Raw genomic sequence first — 15,953 nt, forward strand, 5'->3', positions numbered from 1 at the left:
CCATGGCCCGATTCAGCCAGGAGTTCACGCCGCTGGCCGCCGACGCCATCCACGAGGACGCGGCCGCGCGCAAGGCGGACGGCTGGCGCTACGTCCAGACCCTCGCCGTCAACACCGAAGACGGCATCGACCTCATCTACTCCTACATGAGGGACGGCCTGCTCGAGAACCGCATCGTCAAGGCGCTGCCGCCCCATGCGACGGTGCCGTCGGTGACCGATGAGTTCCTAGCCGCCTTCGTCTTCGAGAATGAGATCCACGACCTGTTCGGCATCTCGTTTGAGGGCCTGGCCATCGACTTCGGCGGCAACTTCTACCGCGTGGCCCAGCCCGAGCCCATGACCATCATCTCGCCGGAGCTCAAGGCCGCCCGCGAGAAGGCCGCCAAGCTCGCCGCCGCCAAGGCCGCCAAGGCCGAGCGCGCCGAGAAGGCGGGGGAGGCCCAAGCCGAGTTCCTGGCCGCGCACCCCGAGGCCAAGGCGGCCGGGACGGGCGCGGGCAAGGTGCTCAAGCCCTCCGACGACGAGGCCGTCGAGGCGAAGCTCGCCGGCATGGACCCCGAGAAGGTGGCCCGCGTGCGCGCCGCCATCGCCGCCAAGGCGAAGAAGGCCGCCGAGGCCGAGCAGGCCGCCAAGGACGCCGAGCTCGAGGCGAAGCTGGCGGCGATGGACCCCGAGAAGGCCGCCAAGGTGCGCGCCGCCATGGAGGCCAAGGCGGCCCGGGCGGCCGCGGCGGGCGCGAAGGAAGGTGAGTAAGCATGGGCAAGGCGACGGTCATCCCCTTCGGGCCCCAGCACCCGGTCCTCCCCGAGCCGCTCCACCTCGACCTGGTGGTCGAGGACGAGAAGGTCATCGAGGCCATCCCCCAGATCGGGTTCGTCCACCGCGGGCTGGAGAAGCTCGTCGAGACCCGCGACTACAACCAGTTCATCTACGTGGCCGAGCGCATCTGCGGCATCTGCGCCATGGGGCACTCCCTCGGCTACGCCGAGACGGTGGAGAGCCTCATGGGCGTGGAGGTCCCCAAGCGCGCCCAGTACCTGCGCGTCATCTGGCACGAGCTGTCCCGTATCCACTCGCACCTGCTGTGGCTGGGGCTCGCCGCCGACGCCTTCGGCTTCGAGAGCATGTTCATGCACTGCTGGCGTCTGCGCGAGCGCGTGCTCGACATCTTCGAGAAGACGACGGGCGGCCGCGTGATCCTGTCGGTCGTGAAGGTGGGCGGCGTGGTGCGCGACATCGACGACGCGCAGATGGCCGAGGTCATCGCCACCCTCGACGGCATCGTGGACGACTACACGAAGATCATGAACACCCTGCTCACCGACGCGTCGGTCAAGAACCGCACCGTGGACGTGGGCTACATCAGCCACGACGAGGCGCTGGCCCTGTCGATGGTGGGCCCCTTCGCCCGCGCCTCGGCGGTGGGCTACGACGTGCGCTCCTTCGGCCGCGGCGCCTACGGCGACCTGTCCGACTTCCAGCCCATCACCGACGACGGCGGCGACTGCTTCGCCCGCGTCAAGGTGCGCTGCCTCGAGGTGCTCCAGTCCATCGAGATCGTCAAGGAGCTGGCGGCGAAGATCCCCGTCGGCGACATCGAGGTGGCCGTCAAGGGCGCGCCGGCGGCGGGCGCCCAGGCGTCCAACGTGCTGGAGCAGCCCCGCGGCGAGTGCTACTACTACGCCCGCGGCAACGGCACCAAGAACCTCGAGCGCATGCGCATGCGCACGCCCACCTCGCAGAACCTGGCGGGCATGACCAAGGCGCTGGCCGGCTGCGACCTGGCCGACGTCAACATGATCATCCTGACCATCGACCCGTGCATCAGCTGCACAGAGAGGTAGGCGCGACATGGGTTCCTTCAAGCTCGGTGGCATGACCTTCGGGTCGCTGTTCAAGAAGCCCGAGACCGTCCTGTACCCCGTGGTGACCAAGACCGCGCCGGCGGGGCTCAAGGGGCACATCGTCAACGACGCGAGCCTGTGCATCCTGTGCGGCATCTGCCAGAAGACGTGCCCCTGCCACGCCATCGAGGTGGACAAGAAGGCCCGCACCTGGGCCATCGACCCCTTCCGCTGCGTCCAGTGCGGCTCCTGCGCCCGCGCCTGCCCCAAGGCGTGCCTGGCCATGGAGCCCACCTACACCCCCGTGGCCGCCGTGCAGGCCGTCACCGTGGTGGAGGTCCCCGACCCCAAGGCGGCGGCCGAGTAACGCGCCCGCCGCGCGGGCCGCGCTTCTGTTACAATGGCCCCCTGGCATAGTCGATGATCCGGGCTCCTCGCGGGGCCCGGATTTCTTGAGAGGCGATCACATGGGCGCAGCACGGCAGAACGGCACGGACGGGGCCGTCGAGGAGGTCACCGACCGCATCCTCACCATCCCCAACGTCATCTCCGTCATCCGCCTGTGCTTGGTGCCCCTCTACCTGTGGCTGCTGCTCTCCGGCCACGACCTGGCCGCCGCCCTCACCTTCGCCCTGGCCGCGGGAACCGACTTCCTCGACGGGCAGATCGCCCGGCGCACCCACTGCGTGTCCAAGCTCGGCCAGCTGCTTGACCCGACGGTCGACCGCGTGCTCATGGTGACGGGCGTCTTGGGCGTGTTCCTCGTGGGCCGTCTTCCCCTGTGGATCATCCTCGTCGTCATCGCCCGCGACGCCCTTCTGCTCGTGGGCGGCTCGTGGCTGCTGTTCAGGCGCGGCATCCGCGTGCCCGTCGTCTACGCCGGCAAGGTGGCCACCACGCTGCTGTTCACCGGCTTCGCCGGCCTGGTGCTCAACTGGCCGCTCGTGGGCGGCCTGGGCGTCTGCGACGCGGCGTGGCTGCCCGGCTTCACCGCCGAGCCCGTGTCCTGGGGCATCTGGCTCGTCTACGCCGGATTGGCCCTGGCCATCGGCACCACCGCCTACTACCTCTGGGCCGCTGCGCGCGCCCTGCGCGAGCAGGGCCGGGAAGGCGACCGGTAGGCCCATGGCGCGCCGCACCGACCGCCCCGGCCGCGCGCCCGCGGGCCGCCGCTCGGCCGCGTCCGTGCGCGCCGCCCACGGGATGGCGCCCGCGTCCCGCCCCGGCCGCGCCGCCGACGATCCCGCGCCCCGATCCTCGCGTCCGTCCCGCGCCGCCGACCCGGCGCCGCGCCCCGGCCGGCCCTCCCGCGCCGACGGCCGCGCCCGCCGCACGGCGGCCGCTGGCCCGTCCCGCTCCGATCGCGCGCCGACGGCTGCCGCCGTCGCCTCCCGCGCCGCCGAGGCGGCCCTCGCCGGGGCCGGCCTGGCCGCCCGCGGCGCCCGCCGCGCCGGGGCGGCAGCCGCCGCGCTTCTGCGGCGCTCGCGCGCGGCCCGCGTCGCGGCGGCGCTCGCCCTGGCGGCCGTCGTCGTGCTCGGCGCCGACGCGGCCCTGACCGGCGGGCGCGTCCACACCGGCGTGTCGGTGGGCTCGGTCGATCTGTCGGGCATGACCCGTGACGAGGCCGAGCGCGCCATCGAGGGCGCCTACGGCGAGCGCCTCGCCGCCACGCGCGTCGTCGTGTTCGCTGACGAGGAGGCCCGCGCCACCATCGACGTGGACATGCAGCGCCTCCAGGAGCAGGCCCTGGCCGAGCAGCTGTCGGTGGAGGAGGCCGCCCGCGCCAAGCGCCTGTGGGTGACCGACGCGGGCGAGCTGGGCGCGACCCTGCCCGCCGCCGAGCTGGCCGACGAGGCCCTGGCCGTGGGCCGGGCCGACGGCGGGCTGCCCGCGCGCCTGGGGGCCGCCGCGCTCGGGCGCGCCATCCCCGTGCGCGCGTCCTACGACGGCGACTCCCTCGAGGCCCTGGCCGCCTCCCTCGACGTCGCCCTGGGCGAGCCGCGGGCCGACTGGACGGTCGCAGTGGGCGAGGACGGCTCCGTCTCGGTCGTCGAGGGCCACGGCGGGCGGATGGTGGACCGCGGGTGGCTCGTCGCCTCCCTCGACCGGGCGCTGCTCGAGGCCGGCCCGGACGACGCGGAGTTCACGGCCCAGGTGTCCGACGCGGCCCCGCGCACCACCGAGGCCCAGGCCCGCGGCGTGGCCGCCGCCCTCGACGCGGCGCTCGCCCGCCCCTTGAGCTTCACCTACGAGCAGCGCACCTACGACGTGACCCGCGAGGAGGCGGCCGCCTGGCTCGACGTCGCCGTCGAGGAGGGCGAGGGGGGAGCGGCGATCACCGTGGAGGTGAGCCCGGCCCGGGCCCGGGCGACCCTCCTCAAGCGGATCCACGCCGCCGCCACGGGCGACCCGGTGCGCGTCACCCTCTCCTCCGAGGGCGGCGCCGTCACCGTCGGCACCGACGGCACGGTGGTCATCCCGCAGGTCGACGACGCGCTTGCCCTGATCGACGGCGAGCTGCTCTCCCCGGCCCGCGCGGCCGGCGCGCCCGGGGCGCAGGAGGCGCCCGCGGTGCCCGAAGGCGCGCTTGCCGTCCCCGTCGGCGCGGCGACGGCACCGGCCTCGCTCAGCCTCGACGACGCGCTCTCCTGCGGGCTCGTCGAGGAGGTGTCGAGCTACACCACGCGCTTCGCCAACACCGAGTCCACGGCCAACCGCACCCACAACATTCAGCTGATCTGCGACATCCTCGACGGCGGCATCGTCGAGGCGGGCGGCAGCTGGTCGTTCAACGACCGGGCCGGCGAGCGCACCGCCGAGCGCGGCTTCCTCGGCGCCGGCGCCATCGTCGACAACGAGTACGCCGACGACGTGGGCGGCGGCATCTGCCAGGTGGCCACCACCATCTTCAACGCCGTCTACGAGAGCGGGCTGCCGGTGGACCGCCGCACGAACCACTCGCTCTACATCGCCAGCTACCCGGCCGGCCGCGACGCGGCGGTGTCGTGGCCCGACCTCGACCTCGCGTGGAGAAACGACACCGCTTCCGACCTTCTGCTGCGGCTCACCTACACCGACGACAGCATAACCGCTACACTATACGGCGTTGACCCGGGCTACTCCGTATCCACCCAGGAGGGGGAGTGGACGCCGGGCAAGAAGCATTCCACGCGCACCGAGCGGGACGACAGCCTCGCCCCCGGCACCAGCTACGTCAAGACGGCCGGCGCCGACGGGCAGCGCTTCTCGGTCACCCGCACGGTGAAGGCGCAGAATGGGGAGGTGCTCCGGGAAGACGTCTTCTCCTCCGCCTACGCCCCCATCACCGAGGTCATCGTCAAGGGCCCCGATGCTCCGGCGGCCGACGGCGCGGAGGCGCCCACGTCCTAGCGGAGCGTCTTCTGGCGCGGGGGACAACCGCGCCTGGTGAGAGAAGGCAAGCCCCCTAGGAGCAAGGAAGGTCCATGTACTACCAACCCGAGATCGAGACCATGCCGGTCGAGGAGCTGCGCGCCCTGCAGCTCGAGCGCATGCGGGAGTCCATGCGCAACGCCTACGAGAACGTCGAGCTGTTCCGCGAGCGCTTCGACGAGGCCGGGGTGACCCCCGACGACCTCGCGTCGCTCGAGGACCTGGCGCGGTTCCCCTTCTGCGTCAAGCAGGACATGCGCGACGCCTACCCCTTCGGCATGTTCGCCCGCGACAACGCCGACGTGGCCCGCATCCACGCTTCGTCGGGCACCACCGGCCAGGCCACCGTCGTGGGCCACACCGCCGAGGACCTGAGGAACTGGGGCGACTGCTTCGCCCGCGGCATCGCCATGGTGGGCGGCGACGAGAACTCCACCATCCAGGTGTCCTACGGCTACGGCCTGTTCACCGGGGGCCTGGGGGCCCATGCCGGCGGCGAGGCCATGGGCTGCACCGTCATCCCCACCTCCTCGGGCAACACCAAGCGCCAGGTGCAGATGATGAAGGACTGCAAGACCGACATCCTGGCCTGCACGCCCTCCTACGCCCTGCTCATCGCCGACACGGCCATCGAGATGGGCTACGACCCGGCGACCGAGTTCCCCATATCGGCCGTCATCTGCGGCGCCGAGCCGGCGTCCCAGAACATGAAGGACGAGATAGCCGAGAAGCTCGGCATCCAGTACTGCGACGTCTACGGCCTGTCCGAGATCATGGGCCCGGGCGTGGCCATGGAGTGCGCCGAGCGCGGCGGCCTGCACGTCGCCGAGGACCAGTTCTACTGCGAGATCATCGACCCGGAGACCCTCGAGGTGCTGCCGGACGGGGAGTGGGGCGAGCTGGTCATCACCACGCTCACCCGCGAGTGCTCGCCGCTCATCCGCTACCGCACCCGCGACGTGACGCGCATCGTGTCCGAGCCGTGCGCGTGCGGGCGCACCCACCGCAAGATCGACTATCTGCGCGGCCGCACCGACGACATGCTCATCATCCGCGGCGTGAACGTGTTCCCGTCCCAGATCGAGCAGGTCATCACCGAGTTCCCCGAGATCGCCACGCAGTACCAGATCATCCTGACCACCAAGGGCCCGCTCGACCGCGTGGAGCTGCAGGTGGAGACGGTTCCCGAGTTCCCCATCGACGAGGTGCGCAAGATCGAGGACCTCAAGGGGCGCCTGGCCGCCGAGCTGAAGAGCAACCTGCAGGTGTCCGTCGAGATCAAGATCGTGGAACCCAAGACCATCGAGCGCTCCATGGGTAAGGCCAAGCGCGTCATCGACCTCAGGGAGGCGAAGAACTAATGATTTCCCAGCTCACCGTCTTTCTCGCCAACGAGCGCGGCCGCCTGGCAGCCGCCTGCCGCACGCTCGCCGACGCGGGCGTGAACATGAGCTCGCTCGTGCTGGCCGACACCGCCGACTTCGGCGTCGTGCGCATCTTCTGCGACCGCCCCGACGAGGCCGCGGCGCTTTTGGTCGACGCCGGCTACCGCGCCGCCGTCACCCCGGTCATCGCCGTGCGCGTGCCCAACGAGCCCGGCGGCCTGGCGCGCCTGCTCGAGTTCTGCGACGAGGCCGGCATGAACGTGGAGTACGGCTACTGCTACTCGGTCGGCGACGACGCGGCCGTCGACGTGCTCAAGATCGACGGCGATGACGCCGAGGAGCGCCTGGCCGCCGCCGGGTTCGACGTCGTGCGCGACGAGGGCGCCCATGCCGCCTAGCGCCTCCCTCCGCCGCCCGGCCGGCTCGCCCGGCCGGGCGCTTCGCGCCGCGTGCGCCCTGGCGCTCGCCGTCGCGCTGGCGTGCGCGCCCCTGGCCGCGCCCGGCGTCGCCTGGGCCGACGTGCGCAAGACCGACCTGGTCATGGGCACGTCGGTCGAGCAGCGCGGCCTGCCGGCGGCGCTGTGCCCCAACGTGGCCGCCGACTACGCCGCCCTGCTGTCCTCCGACGGCACGCTCTACTTCGAGCGCGACGCCGACGCCCAGGTGCGCATCGCGTCCATCACCAAGGTGATGACCGCCATCGTGGCCCTCGACAGCGGGGCGCCGCTCGACACGCCCGTCACCGTGAGCGCCCGGGCGGCGCAGGTGGGCGAGTCGAGCGCGGGCCTGCTCGCCGGCGACACGATGACGCTCGAGTCGGCGCTCAAGGGGCTCATGATCCCCTCGGGCAACGACGCGGCCATCGCCATCGCCGAGACGCTCGGGCCGCTTCTGGGCCCAGGCGAGCCCGAGGCCGCCTTCGTGGCGGCCATGAACGCCAAGGCCGCCGAGCTGGGGATGGAAGGCGCCCTGTTCGCCAACCCCCACGGGCTCGACAACGGATCCCACGCCGCCGACATGCACTGCTCGGCTCGCGACGTGGCCACCATGTGCTCCTACGCCATGAAAAGCGAGACCTTCCGCTCGATCGTGGCCATGGACGAGGCGACCATCCCCGTGACCCGGGCCGACGGCACGCCCGCCACGGTCACGCTCAAGTCCACCGACAAGCTCATCGGGGTCTACGAGGGGGCCTGCGGCATCAAGACCGGCTACACCGAGGCCGCCGGCCAGTCCTTCGCGGGCGCCTGCGAGCGCGGCGGCGAGTACCTCTACGCCATCGTGCTGCACTCCACGTCCGAGAACCAGCGCTTCGACGACGCCGAGGCCCTCTACAACTGGGTCTACGGCAACCGCGTGAGCTACCCGCTCGCCCACAGCGACCGCACGGTGGCCATGGACGTCGACGGCGCCCCGGCCGAGGTGCCGGTGGTGGCCGAGGTGTCGCTGGGCGCCTGGCTCGACAAGACGGTGCCGGCCACCTTCGCCGACCCCGACGCCGCCGTGGAGGTGTTCGCCCCCGACGGCAACGTGAGCCAGTCCTTCGAGCTCTTCGACGTGAACGGCGCCGTGAGCGCGGGGGACACCCTGGGCCGCGCGACGTTCTACCAGGCCAACGAGGTGGTGGCCGTCATCGACGTGGTGGCCGCCGCCGACGCGGCCGCCCCCGGCTTCTTCGAGGGGGTGGGCATTTGGTGGGATCGCCTCTGGCGCGGCCTGGCCGGCGAGCCCACCGCGGCCGAGTCGGTTATCATTAACGACACCCCGCTCATCTTCGACAAGACGGCGAAGTAGCGCGGGCGCGCCCGCGGTGGGCGCGCGGGCCCGCGGGCCCGGATGAGAGCAACCCCGGCGGGGCGGCCGCGCGTGCGTGCCGCCCCGCCCGTCGATACGAGAAGGAGCATGCCATGAGCGAGACCTGCCCCGTGTGCGGCGCCCCCGTCACCCCCGGCGCGAGCGCCTGCGAGGCCTGCGGCTTCAAGCTGCTCGGCACCACCGAGCGCTTCGAGCCCATCAACCTGGCTGACGCCGACGCCCCCGCCGCCGCCCCGGCCCCGGCCGCCGCGACGCTCACCGTGCTGCGCGGGCGCCAGGCCGGCGCCTCCTACGCGCTCGGCGACGAGCCCGTCACCATCGGGCGCAGCCCCCAGTGCACGGTGTTCCTGAACGACATGACCGTGTCGCGCAGCCACGCCGTGGTGGAGCGCGAGGGCGACGCCTACGTCATCCGCGACGAGAACTCCTTCAACGGGGTGTGGATCAACAACGCCAACGTCGAGGCCAAGGTGCTCGCGCCGGGCGACCTCATCCAGATCGGGTCGTTCTGCCTGCGCTACGACGAGGCCTAGGATTCGGGGCGCCCGGGCGGGCGCCATGGGGAGCGGGCGCGCCGCCCGCCGAGGAGAGGACGTGAGATGAAGCTGCTGTCGGGAAACGAGGCCGTCGCCCAGGGGGCGTGGGAGGCCGGCGCCACGGTGGGCGTCGCCTACCCGGGCACCCCCTCCACCGAGACGATGGAGGCCTTCGCCCGCAAGGAGGGCGTCTACGCCGAGTGGTGCGTGAACGAGAAGGTGACCGTCGAGGTGGGCCTGGGCGCGTCGGCCGCCGGCGCGCGGGTGCTCGCCACCATGAAGCACGTGGGCGTCAACGTGGCGGCCGACCCGCTGTTCACCGCCGCCTACACCGGCGTGGGGGGCGGCATGGTGGTGCTCGCCGCCGACGACCCGGGGATGTACTCGTCCCAGAACGAGCAGGACTCCCACTTCTACGCCGCCGCGGCGCACCTGCCCATGATGGACCCGGCCGACTCGGCCGAGGCCCTCGCCTTCGCCCGCGACGCCTTCGCGCTGTCCGAGCGCTTCGACGTGCCCTTCATGCTGCGCTCGACGGTGCGCGTGTCCCACACCAAGACCCCGGTCGAGGAGGGCGGGCGCGCCGCCTACGAGCCGGCGCCCTACGAGAGCCGCCCGCAGAAGTGGGTGATGATGCCCGCCTTCGCCAAGCCGCGCCGCACGGTGCAGCTGGCCCGCGACGCCGAGCTGGCCGCCTGGGCGGAGGAGTGCCCCTACAACGTGGTCGAGCGCCGCGGCTCGGCCGTCGGCGTCGTGTGCGCCGGGGCCGCCTACCAGCACGTGGCCGAGGCGCTGCCCGACGCGTCCATCATGAAGCTCGGGGTCACCTGGCCGCTGCCGGCGGCCCGGCTGCGCGCCTTCGCCGACGAGGTGGACGCCCTCTACGTGGTGGAGGAAGCGTCGGACTACCTCGCCCAGGCCGTGCGCGCCTGCGGCGTGGAGGTGTCCGCCTTCCCGGCGCCCCTGCCGCGCGAGGGCGAGCTCAGCCCCGGGCTCGTGCGCGCCGCCTTCGGCCTGCCCGAGCCGCCGCACGCCGCGCCCCGCGCCGACGTGCCCGCGCGCCCGCCGGCGCTGTGCCCCGGCTGCCCCCACCGCCTGGTGTTCAAGGAGCTCACCCGCGTGAGGGCCATCGTGACCGGTGACATCGGCTGCTACACCTTAGGCGCCCTGCCGCCGCTTGCCGCCATGGACACCTGCGTCGACATGGGCGCGTCGGTGTCGATGGCCCACGGCTTCGAGCTGGCGCTCGCGGGCGCGGAGCACCGCCCCGTGGTGGCCGTCATCGGCGACTCGACCTTCGCCCACTCGGGGCTCTCCTCGCTCATCTCCACCGTCTACAACCGCGGCGGCGGCACCGTGTGCGTGCTCGACAACCGCACCACGGCCATGACCGGCCGCCAGGGCAACCCCTTCAACGGCGTCACGCTCCAGGACCGCCCGAGCCGCGAGCTCGACCTGGAGGCCGTCGTGCGCGCCGTCGGCGTCGAGGACGTGTCGGTCGTCGACCCCTACGACATGGGGGCTGTGCGCGCCGCGATCAAGGCGGCCGTGGCCTCGCCCGAGCTCACCGTGCTCATCTTCCGCGCGCCCTGCGTGCTGCTCGAGCGCACGCGCAAGCCCGTCTACAGCGCGGGCCCGCGCTGCACCGGCTGCGGCGTGTGCGCCACGCTTGGCTGCCCGGCCATCGCCCGCGACCCGGAGGCGGGGCTCGCCTCCATCGACCCGGCGCTGTGCATCGGCTGCGGGCAGTGCGCCCAGTACTGCCGCTTCGACGCCATCGCCCAGGACTAGGAGGAGACCATGGCTGATACGAAGACCGTCCTTCTGTGCGGCGTGGGCGGCCAGGGGACCATCCTGGCGGCCGACCTGCTGGCCCACGCGGCCCTCGCCGCGGGGCGCGACGTGAAGGTGTCCGAGATCCACGGCATGGCCCAGCGCGGCGGCGCCGTCACCACGGTGGTGCGCGTGGGCGAGCGGGTGGGGTCCATGGTGGCCGACCTGGGATGCGCCGACGTGATCGTCTCCTTCGAGACCACCGAGGCCCTGCGCAACCTGCCCTTCCTCGCCGAGGGGGGCGCGCTCATCGTCAACGACGAGGCCATCAAGCCGCTGCCGGTGCTCACGGGCAAGGCGGCCATGCCCGCCCGCGCCCGCGAGCAGCTCATCGACGCCGGGGCGCTGCTCGTGCCCGCCGACGCCATCGCGCGCGAGGCCGGCAACGCCAAGGCGTCCAACGTCGTCCTGCTCGGGGCGCTCTCGGCCGCCCTCGACTTCCCCGCCGAGGCGTGGGAGTCCACCGTGGCCGCCCGCGTGCCCGCCAAGACCGTCGAGGCGAACCTGGCCGCGCTCGCCGCCGGGCGCGCCTTCGTCGAGGAGAGGGAGGGGATCTAGCCCATGAGCATCACCCAGATCAGCGTCTTCGTCGAGAGCCGCCCGGGGCACCTGACCCGCACGCTCGAGGCCTTCGCCGAGGCCGGCATCCAGGTGCGCGGCTTCTGCGCCGGGGACACCGGCGAGTACGGCATCGTCCGCTTCATCGTGGATCGGCCCGACGCGGCCATGGCGCTCCTCGCCGAGCGCGGCGCCGCGGCCCGCACGAGCGAGGTGCTCTGCGCCCGCCTGGACGACCGCCCCGGCGCGCTCGCCCGCGCCATGGTCGCCTGCGCCCAGGCCGGCATCAACATCGTCTACTGCTACTCGCTCGCCGCCACCTGCATCGCCCTGTCGGTCAAGGACATCGCCTCCGCCGAGGCGGCGCTGGCCGATGCCGACATCGACCTGGTGGACCAAGCCGAGCTCGCCCGCGTGCTCGCGGGCGCGACCCTCTAGGAGGCGCCCCGTGGGAACCCCGATGCCCGCTCCCGACCAGATCGACTTCTCCGCGCTGCCCATCTACCTGCCCGAGGTGGAGTGCACCTCGCGCGAGCGCATCCGCGCCATCCAGCTGGCCAAGCTCATCGAGCAGGTCGGCTACACCTACGCCCGGGTGCCGTGGTACCGCGACCAGATGGACGCCCTCGGCGTCACGCCTGCCGACATCCGCACCTTGGACGACGTGCGCAAGCTGCCCTTCACCGACAAGTCCGCCCTGCGCGAGACGTTCCCCTTCGGCATGTTCGCCGTGCCCATGGACGAGATCGTCGAGATGCACGCCTCGTCGGGCACCACGGGCAAGCCCATCGTCGTGGGCTACACCGCCGCCGACATGGACGTGTGGAGCGAGTGCATCGCGCGCCTGGCCCAGATGGCCGGCGTCACGGCGGCCGACCGCGTGCAGATGGCCTTCGGCTACGGCATGTTCACCGGCGGCTTCGGCCTGCACTACGGCATCCAGCGCATCGGCGGCATGATGATCCCCGCCGGCGCCGGCAACACCGAGCGCCACATCCAGATGATCGAGGACTACGGCACCACCACGCTCATCGCCACGCCCTCCTACGCCATGCACATCTGCGAGGTGGGGGAGAAGCTGGGCTTCGACTGGGCGTCGTCCACCCTCGAGCGGGGGCTCTTCGGCGGCGAGCCGTGCCCGCCGCGCCTCAAGGCCGAGATCGAGGCGCGCATGCACATCACCTGCACCGACAACTACGGGCTGACCGAGGTCATGGGCCCTGGCGTGTCGGGGGAGTGTTTGGCCCACCGCGACCAGCAGCACATCGCCGAGGACCACTTCCTGTGGGAGGTCGTCGACCCCGCCACCGGCGAGCCCGTGGCCGAGGGCGAGATGGGCGAGCTCGTGCTGACGCCGCTCGACAAGCGCGGCATCCCGGTGCTGCGCTACCGCACCCACGACCTCACCCGCGTCACCACCGAGCCCTGCGCCTGCGGGCGCACGCTCGCGCGCATGCAGAAGGTGCGCTCGCGCTGCGACGACATGCTCATCATCCGCGGCACCAACGTATTCCCGAGCCAGGTGGAGGACGTGATCGGCCGCATCGACGAGCTCACGCCGCACTACCGCATCGTCGTGGACAACGAGGGCGGCCTCGACCGCATGACGGTGGAGGTGGAGATCAAGCCCGAGGCCTTCAGCGACTCCTTCGAGGAGATGAGCGCCTTTGCGCGCGAGGTGGCGGGCAAGCTGCGCAACGTGCTTTTGGTCACGCCCGTCGTGCGCCTGGTGGAGCCCGGCGGCATCGAGCGCACCCTCGGCAAGGCCAAGCACGTCGATGACCGCCGCCGGTAGCAGGGAGGCCGCCCCGGCCGCGCGCCCCGTCGTCGGGCGGTTCGCGCCGTCGCCCACGGGGCGCATGCACGCGGGCAACGTGTTCGCCGCCCTGGTGGCGTGGCTGGTGGCCAAGTCCCAGGGCGGCGAGGTGGTGCTGCGCGTCGAGGACCTCGACCGCGAGCGGTCCAAGCCCGGCTTCGTCGACGCCGTGCAGCGCGACTTCGAGCGGCTCGGCCTCACGTGGGACCGCGGGCCCTACTTCCAGCACGACCGCGACGACGCCTACGAGGCGGCCCTGGGCGCGCTGGCCGCGCGCGGGCTCACCTACCCCTGCTACTGCACGCGGGCCGACCTCCACGCGGCCTCGGCGCCGCACCGCGGCGAGAAGCCGGTCTACCCGGGCACCTGCCGCGGCCTGGGGCCACGCGAGCGCGCCGAGCGCGAGGCCGCCGGGCGCCGCGCGGCCACGCGCCTGCGCGTGCCTGCCGAGACGGTGGCCTTCCACGACCTGGTGCAGGGCGACTACGCCCAGGACCTCGCGCGCGACTGCGGCGACTTCATCGTGCGCCGCTCCGACGGCGCCTTCGCCTACCAGCTGGCCGTCGTCGTGGACGACGCCGCCCAGGGCGTCACGAGCGTGGTGCGCGGGGTCGACCTGCTCTGCTCGACGCCGCAGCAGATCCACCTCCAGCGCCTGCTCGGGCTGCCCGAGCCTGCCTACGCGCACGTGCCCCTCGTGGTGGCCGAGGCGGATCGGCGCCTCTCCAAGCGCGACCGCGACGCGGCCCTCGACGAGCTCATCGCGCGGCTCGGCTCGCCCGAGGCCGTCATCGGGCACATCGCCGGCGTGTGCGGGCTCGCGCCCACGAGCGATCCGGCCACGCCCGAGCAGCTGCTCGCCGCCTTCGACCCCGCCCGCCTCCCCGACGCCTTCGCCGACAAGATCCAGATCCCCTGGCGGTAGGGAAGGGGCGCCGTCAGCGGCGTGTAAACGACAGCTTACAAACATTTGCCCACTTGAAGCGGGGTTCGCGGTTGCCGGGGCACCGCCGTTGGTCTATTGTGGGCTGGTCAGTTTCATGCATCCCCACGGGAGGGGAACCTACGCAGAAAGGAAGAGCCCATGAGCTTCAAGAAGGTGCTCGCCGCCGTGTCCGCGTCGGCGCTTCTGGTCTTCACGCTGGGCCTCATGGCCGGCTGCAACAGCGGCCCGTCCGACGAGGAGGTCATCCGCAAGAGCCTCACCGAGGAGCTGGACCAGATCAAGAACATGGACGATGCGTTCATGACCGAGATGGCCACCGACATGGACGTCGACGAGCTCGCCACCTACGGCATCGACGGCGTCGAGTTCATGAAGACCTACCTGGACGGCTTCGACTACAAGATCGACGACATCACCGTCGACGGCAACAAGGCCACCGCGAAGGTCACCCTGACCTGCAAGAGCTTCACCGCCTACAACCAGGCCGTGCAGGAGGCCGCCACCAACCTGGCCTCCGACCCGGCCGCCATCCAGGCCATGACCAAGGACGAGCTGAACCAGCTGCTCGGCCAGACCGTGATGGACGCCCTGGCGGGCGTGGAGGTCGCCGAGACCGACCAGATCAACATCACCTACACCAAGAACGGCAACACCTGGACGCCGGACGCCGCCTCCGAGCAGGAGATCACCACGGCGATGCTGACCAACTAGGCCCCGCCGCTCCCCTCCGGGGAACCCACGGCCGCCCCGCCTGCGCGGGGCGGCCTTTTTTGCGGGCGTATACTCTTGCCCGCACGACCCGCCCGCCCGACCGATCCGAGGAGCCCCATGGCCGACACCCTCCCCGACGCGCCCCGCGCCCCGCGCGCCCACCTCACGCCCCGCCTGGCCCTCCAGCTGGCGGCGCCCCACACCTGGCCGGCGGCCATCATGCCGGTGATGGTGGCCGCCGGCGCCGCGCTGGCGACGACGGGGCGCCTCGACGGGCCCCTGGCGGCGCTGCTCCTGGTCATCTGCGTGCTCATGCAGGCGTCGGTGAACGCCTTCAACGACTACTTCGACTACGTGAGGGGCGCCGACTCGGCCGAGGACAACGTGGAGGAGAGCGACGCGGTGCTCGTCTACAACGACGTGCACCCGGGCGAGGCCCTCGCGCTGGCCGTCGCCCTCCTGGCCGCCGCCTTCCTGCTCGGCGCCTACGTCGTCGCCCGCGCGGGGTGGATCCCGCTCGCCATCGCCGCCGTCGCCGCCGTCGCGGTGGTGCTCTACTCCGGCGGGCGCACGCCCATCTCGTACCTGCCCATCGGCGAGGCCGTGAGCGGCGTGGTGATGGGCGGGCTCATCCCGCTCGCGTGCTACCAGGTGCTCTCCGGCTCGTTCAGCTGGATGGCGCTTGTCTGGGCGGTGCCCACCATCATCGGCGTGGGGCTCATCATGATGACGAACAACACCTGCGACATCGAGAAGGACGTCGCCGCCGGGCGCCGGACGCTGCCGGTGCTGCTCGGGCGCGAGCGCGCCCGCCGCGCCTACCACGGGCTCCTCTGCGCGTGGGTGGCGGCCATCGCGCTCATCGTGGCCGCGTGGTTCCCACGCGGGCTCATCGTGGTGGTGTTCATGGTGCCCGCGGCCTGGCCGCTCGTGGCCGGCATGCGCAAGAACCCCCTGGCCCCGCCCGCCCGCGTGGCCGCCATGGGCCAGATCTGCTCCCTCAACGTGGCGCTGGGGGCCTTCTACGCCTGCGCCCTCATGCTCTAGGCCCGCTCCCCGGGCGCATTGTGACGCTTCCGTCGAGAAACGGGCATCA

The 15,953-nt window shown here is 72.3% G+C and carries 16 protein-coding genes; all 16 read left to right on the top strand.

What is annotated here, in order from left to right; translation table 11 throughout:
* Positions 1–2: 2 nt before the first annotated feature.
* A complete protein-coding gene (locus LPT13_RS06020; RefSeq protein ID WP_242164603.1) occupies positions 3–755 on the top strand; it encodes an NADH-quinone oxidoreductase subunit C in 753 nt (250 codons plus the stop codon).
* 2 nt (positions 756–757) lie between these two features.
* Complete coding sequence (locus LPT13_RS06025; protein ID WP_242164605.1) at positions 758–1,846, top strand: hydrogenase large subunit; 1,089 nt, start codon at positions 758–760, stop codon at positions 1,844–1,846.
* Between the two features lie 7 nt (positions 1,847–1,853).
* A complete protein-coding gene (locus LPT13_RS06030) occupies positions 1,854–2,213 on the top strand; it encodes a 4Fe-4S binding protein (protein WP_242164607.1) in 360 nt (119 codons plus the stop codon).
* Positions 2,214–2,313: 100 nt separating this feature from the next.
* Entirely contained in the window at positions 2,314–2,967 is a 654-nt protein-coding gene (locus LPT13_RS06035) for a CDP-alcohol phosphatidyltransferase family protein (protein WP_242164609.1), read from the top strand.
* A 4-nt stretch (positions 2,968–2,971) separates the two neighbouring features.
* A complete protein-coding gene (locus LPT13_RS06040; RefSeq protein ID WP_242164610.1) occupies positions 2,972–5,236 on the top strand; it encodes a VanW family protein in 2,265 nt (754 codons plus the stop codon).
* A 74-nt stretch (positions 5,237–5,310) separates the two neighbouring features.
* On the top strand, positions 5,311–6,618 hold the full coding sequence (locus tag LPT13_RS06045; RefSeq protein ID WP_242164612.1) for a phenylacetate--CoA ligase family protein: 1,308 nt from the start codon (positions 5,311–5,313) through the stop codon (positions 6,616–6,618).
* Complete coding sequence (locus LPT13_RS06050; RefSeq protein WP_242164614.1) at positions 6,618–7,040, top strand: ACT domain-containing protein; 423 nt, start codon at positions 6,618–6,620, stop codon at positions 7,038–7,040. The genes LPT13_RS06045 and LPT13_RS06050 overlap by 1 nt, the downstream gene beginning before the upstream one ends.
* Positions 7,030–8,436: a D-alanyl-D-alanine carboxypeptidase family protein gene (locus tag LPT13_RS06055; RefSeq protein ID WP_242164616.1), complete on the top strand. Its 1,407-nt coding sequence runs from the start codon at positions 7,030–7,032 to the stop codon at positions 8,434–8,436. Before LPT13_RS06050 ends, LPT13_RS06055 begins: the two co-directional genes overlap by 11 nt.
* A 113-nt stretch (positions 8,437–8,549) precedes the next feature.
* A complete protein-coding gene (locus tag LPT13_RS06060; protein ID WP_242164618.1) occupies positions 8,550–8,990 on the top strand; it encodes an FHA domain-containing protein in 441 nt (146 codons plus the stop codon).
* A 66-nt stretch (positions 8,991–9,056) separates the two neighbouring features.
* Entirely contained in the window at positions 9,057–10,784 is a 1,728-nt protein-coding gene (locus LPT13_RS06065) for a thiamine pyrophosphate-dependent enzyme (RefSeq protein WP_242164619.1), read from the top strand.
* Positions 10,785–10,793: 9 nt separating this feature from the next.
* A complete protein-coding gene (locus LPT13_RS06070; protein ID WP_242164621.1) occupies positions 10,794–11,384 on the top strand; it encodes an indolepyruvate oxidoreductase subunit beta in 591 nt (196 codons plus the stop codon).
* A 3-nt stretch (positions 11,385–11,387) separates the two neighbouring features.
* On the top strand, positions 11,388–11,822 hold the full coding sequence (locus tag LPT13_RS06075; RefSeq protein ID WP_242164623.1) for an amino acid-binding protein: 435 nt from the start codon (positions 11,388–11,390) through the stop codon (positions 11,820–11,822).
* 10 nt (positions 11,823–11,832) lie between these two features.
* Positions 11,833–13,179 (top strand): phenylacetate--CoA ligase family protein, encoded by a 1,347-nt coding sequence (locus LPT13_RS06080; protein WP_242164625.1) that lies wholly within the window; start codon positions 11,833–11,835, stop codon positions 13,177–13,179.
* Positions 13,163–14,125 (top strand): tRNA glutamyl-Q(34) synthetase GluQRS, encoded by a 963-nt coding sequence (gene gluQRS, locus LPT13_RS06085; protein WP_242164627.1) that lies wholly within the window; start codon positions 13,163–13,165, stop codon positions 14,123–14,125. Before LPT13_RS06080 ends, gluQRS begins: the two co-directional genes overlap by 17 nt.
* A 159-nt stretch (positions 14,126–14,284) precedes the next feature.
* Positions 14,285–14,857: a hypothetical protein gene (locus LPT13_RS06090; RefSeq protein ID WP_242164629.1), complete on the top strand. Its 573-nt coding sequence runs from the start codon at positions 14,285–14,287 to the stop codon at positions 14,855–14,857.
* A gap of 117 nt (positions 14,858–14,974) precedes the next feature.
* Positions 14,975–15,904: a prenyltransferase gene (locus tag LPT13_RS06095; RefSeq protein ID WP_242164631.1), complete on the top strand. Its 930-nt coding sequence runs from the start codon at positions 14,975–14,977 to the stop codon at positions 15,902–15,904.
* Positions 15,905–15,953: the final 49 nt, after the last annotated feature.

It is taken from the genome of Adlercreutzia faecimuris (genome assembly GCF_022669055.1).
GTDB classification, from domain to species: Bacteria; Actinomycetota; Coriobacteriia; order Coriobacteriales; family Eggerthellaceae; genus Enterorhabdus; species Enterorhabdus faecimuris.

What these genes read in the sequence shown, in the direction of transcription:
- LPT13_RS06020 (WP_242164603.1), top strand. Translation starts at nt 3, where the DNA reads ATGGCCCGATTCAGCCAGGAGTTCACGCCGCTGGCCGCCGACGCCATC.
- LPT13_RS06025 (WP_242164605.1), top strand. Translation starts at nt 758, where the DNA reads ATGGGCAAGGCGACGGTCATCCCCTTCGGGCCCCAGCACCCGGTCCTC.
- LPT13_RS06030 (WP_242164607.1), top strand. Translation starts at nt 1,854, where the DNA reads ATGGGTTCCTTCAAGCTCGGTGGCATGACCTTCGGGTCGCTGTTCAAG.
- LPT13_RS06035 (WP_242164609.1), top strand. Translation starts at nt 2,314, where the DNA reads ATGGGCGCAGCACGGCAGAACGGCACGGACGGGGCCGTCGAGGAGGTC.
- LPT13_RS06040 (WP_242164610.1), top strand. Translation starts at nt 2,972, where the DNA reads ATGGCGCGCCGCACCGACCGCCCCGGCCGCGCGCCCGCGGGCCGCCGC.
- LPT13_RS06045 (WP_242164612.1), top strand. Translation starts at nt 5,311, where the DNA reads ATGTACTACCAACCCGAGATCGAGACCATGCCGGTCGAGGAGCTGCGC.
- LPT13_RS06050 (WP_242164614.1), top strand. Translation starts at nt 6,618, where the DNA reads ATGATTTCCCAGCTCACCGTCTTTCTCGCCAACGAGCGCGGCCGCCTG.
- LPT13_RS06055 (WP_242164616.1), top strand. Translation starts at nt 7,030, where the DNA reads ATGCCGCCTAGCGCCTCCCTCCGCCGCCCGGCCGGCTCGCCCGGCCGG.
- LPT13_RS06060 (WP_242164618.1), top strand. Translation starts at nt 8,550, where the DNA reads ATGAGCGAGACCTGCCCCGTGTGCGGCGCCCCCGTCACCCCCGGCGCG.
- LPT13_RS06065 (WP_242164619.1), top strand. Translation starts at nt 9,057, where the DNA reads ATGAAGCTGCTGTCGGGAAACGAGGCCGTCGCCCAGGGGGCGTGGGAG.
- LPT13_RS06070 (WP_242164621.1), top strand. Translation starts at nt 10,794, where the DNA reads ATGGCTGATACGAAGACCGTCCTTCTGTGCGGCGTGGGCGGCCAGGGG.
- LPT13_RS06075 (WP_242164623.1), top strand. Translation starts at nt 11,388, where the DNA reads ATGAGCATCACCCAGATCAGCGTCTTCGTCGAGAGCCGCCCGGGGCAC.
- gluQRS (WP_242164627.1), top strand. Translation starts at nt 13,163, where the DNA reads ATGACCGCCGCCGGTAGCAGGGAGGCCGCCCCGGCCGCGCGCCCCGTC.
- LPT13_RS06090 (WP_242164629.1), top strand. Translation starts at nt 14,285, where the DNA reads ATGAGCTTCAAGAAGGTGCTCGCCGCCGTGTCCGCGTCGGCGCTTCTG.
- LPT13_RS06095 (WP_242164631.1), top strand. Translation starts at nt 14,975, where the DNA reads ATGGCCGACACCCTCCCCGACGCGCCCCGCGCCCCGCGCGCCCACCTC.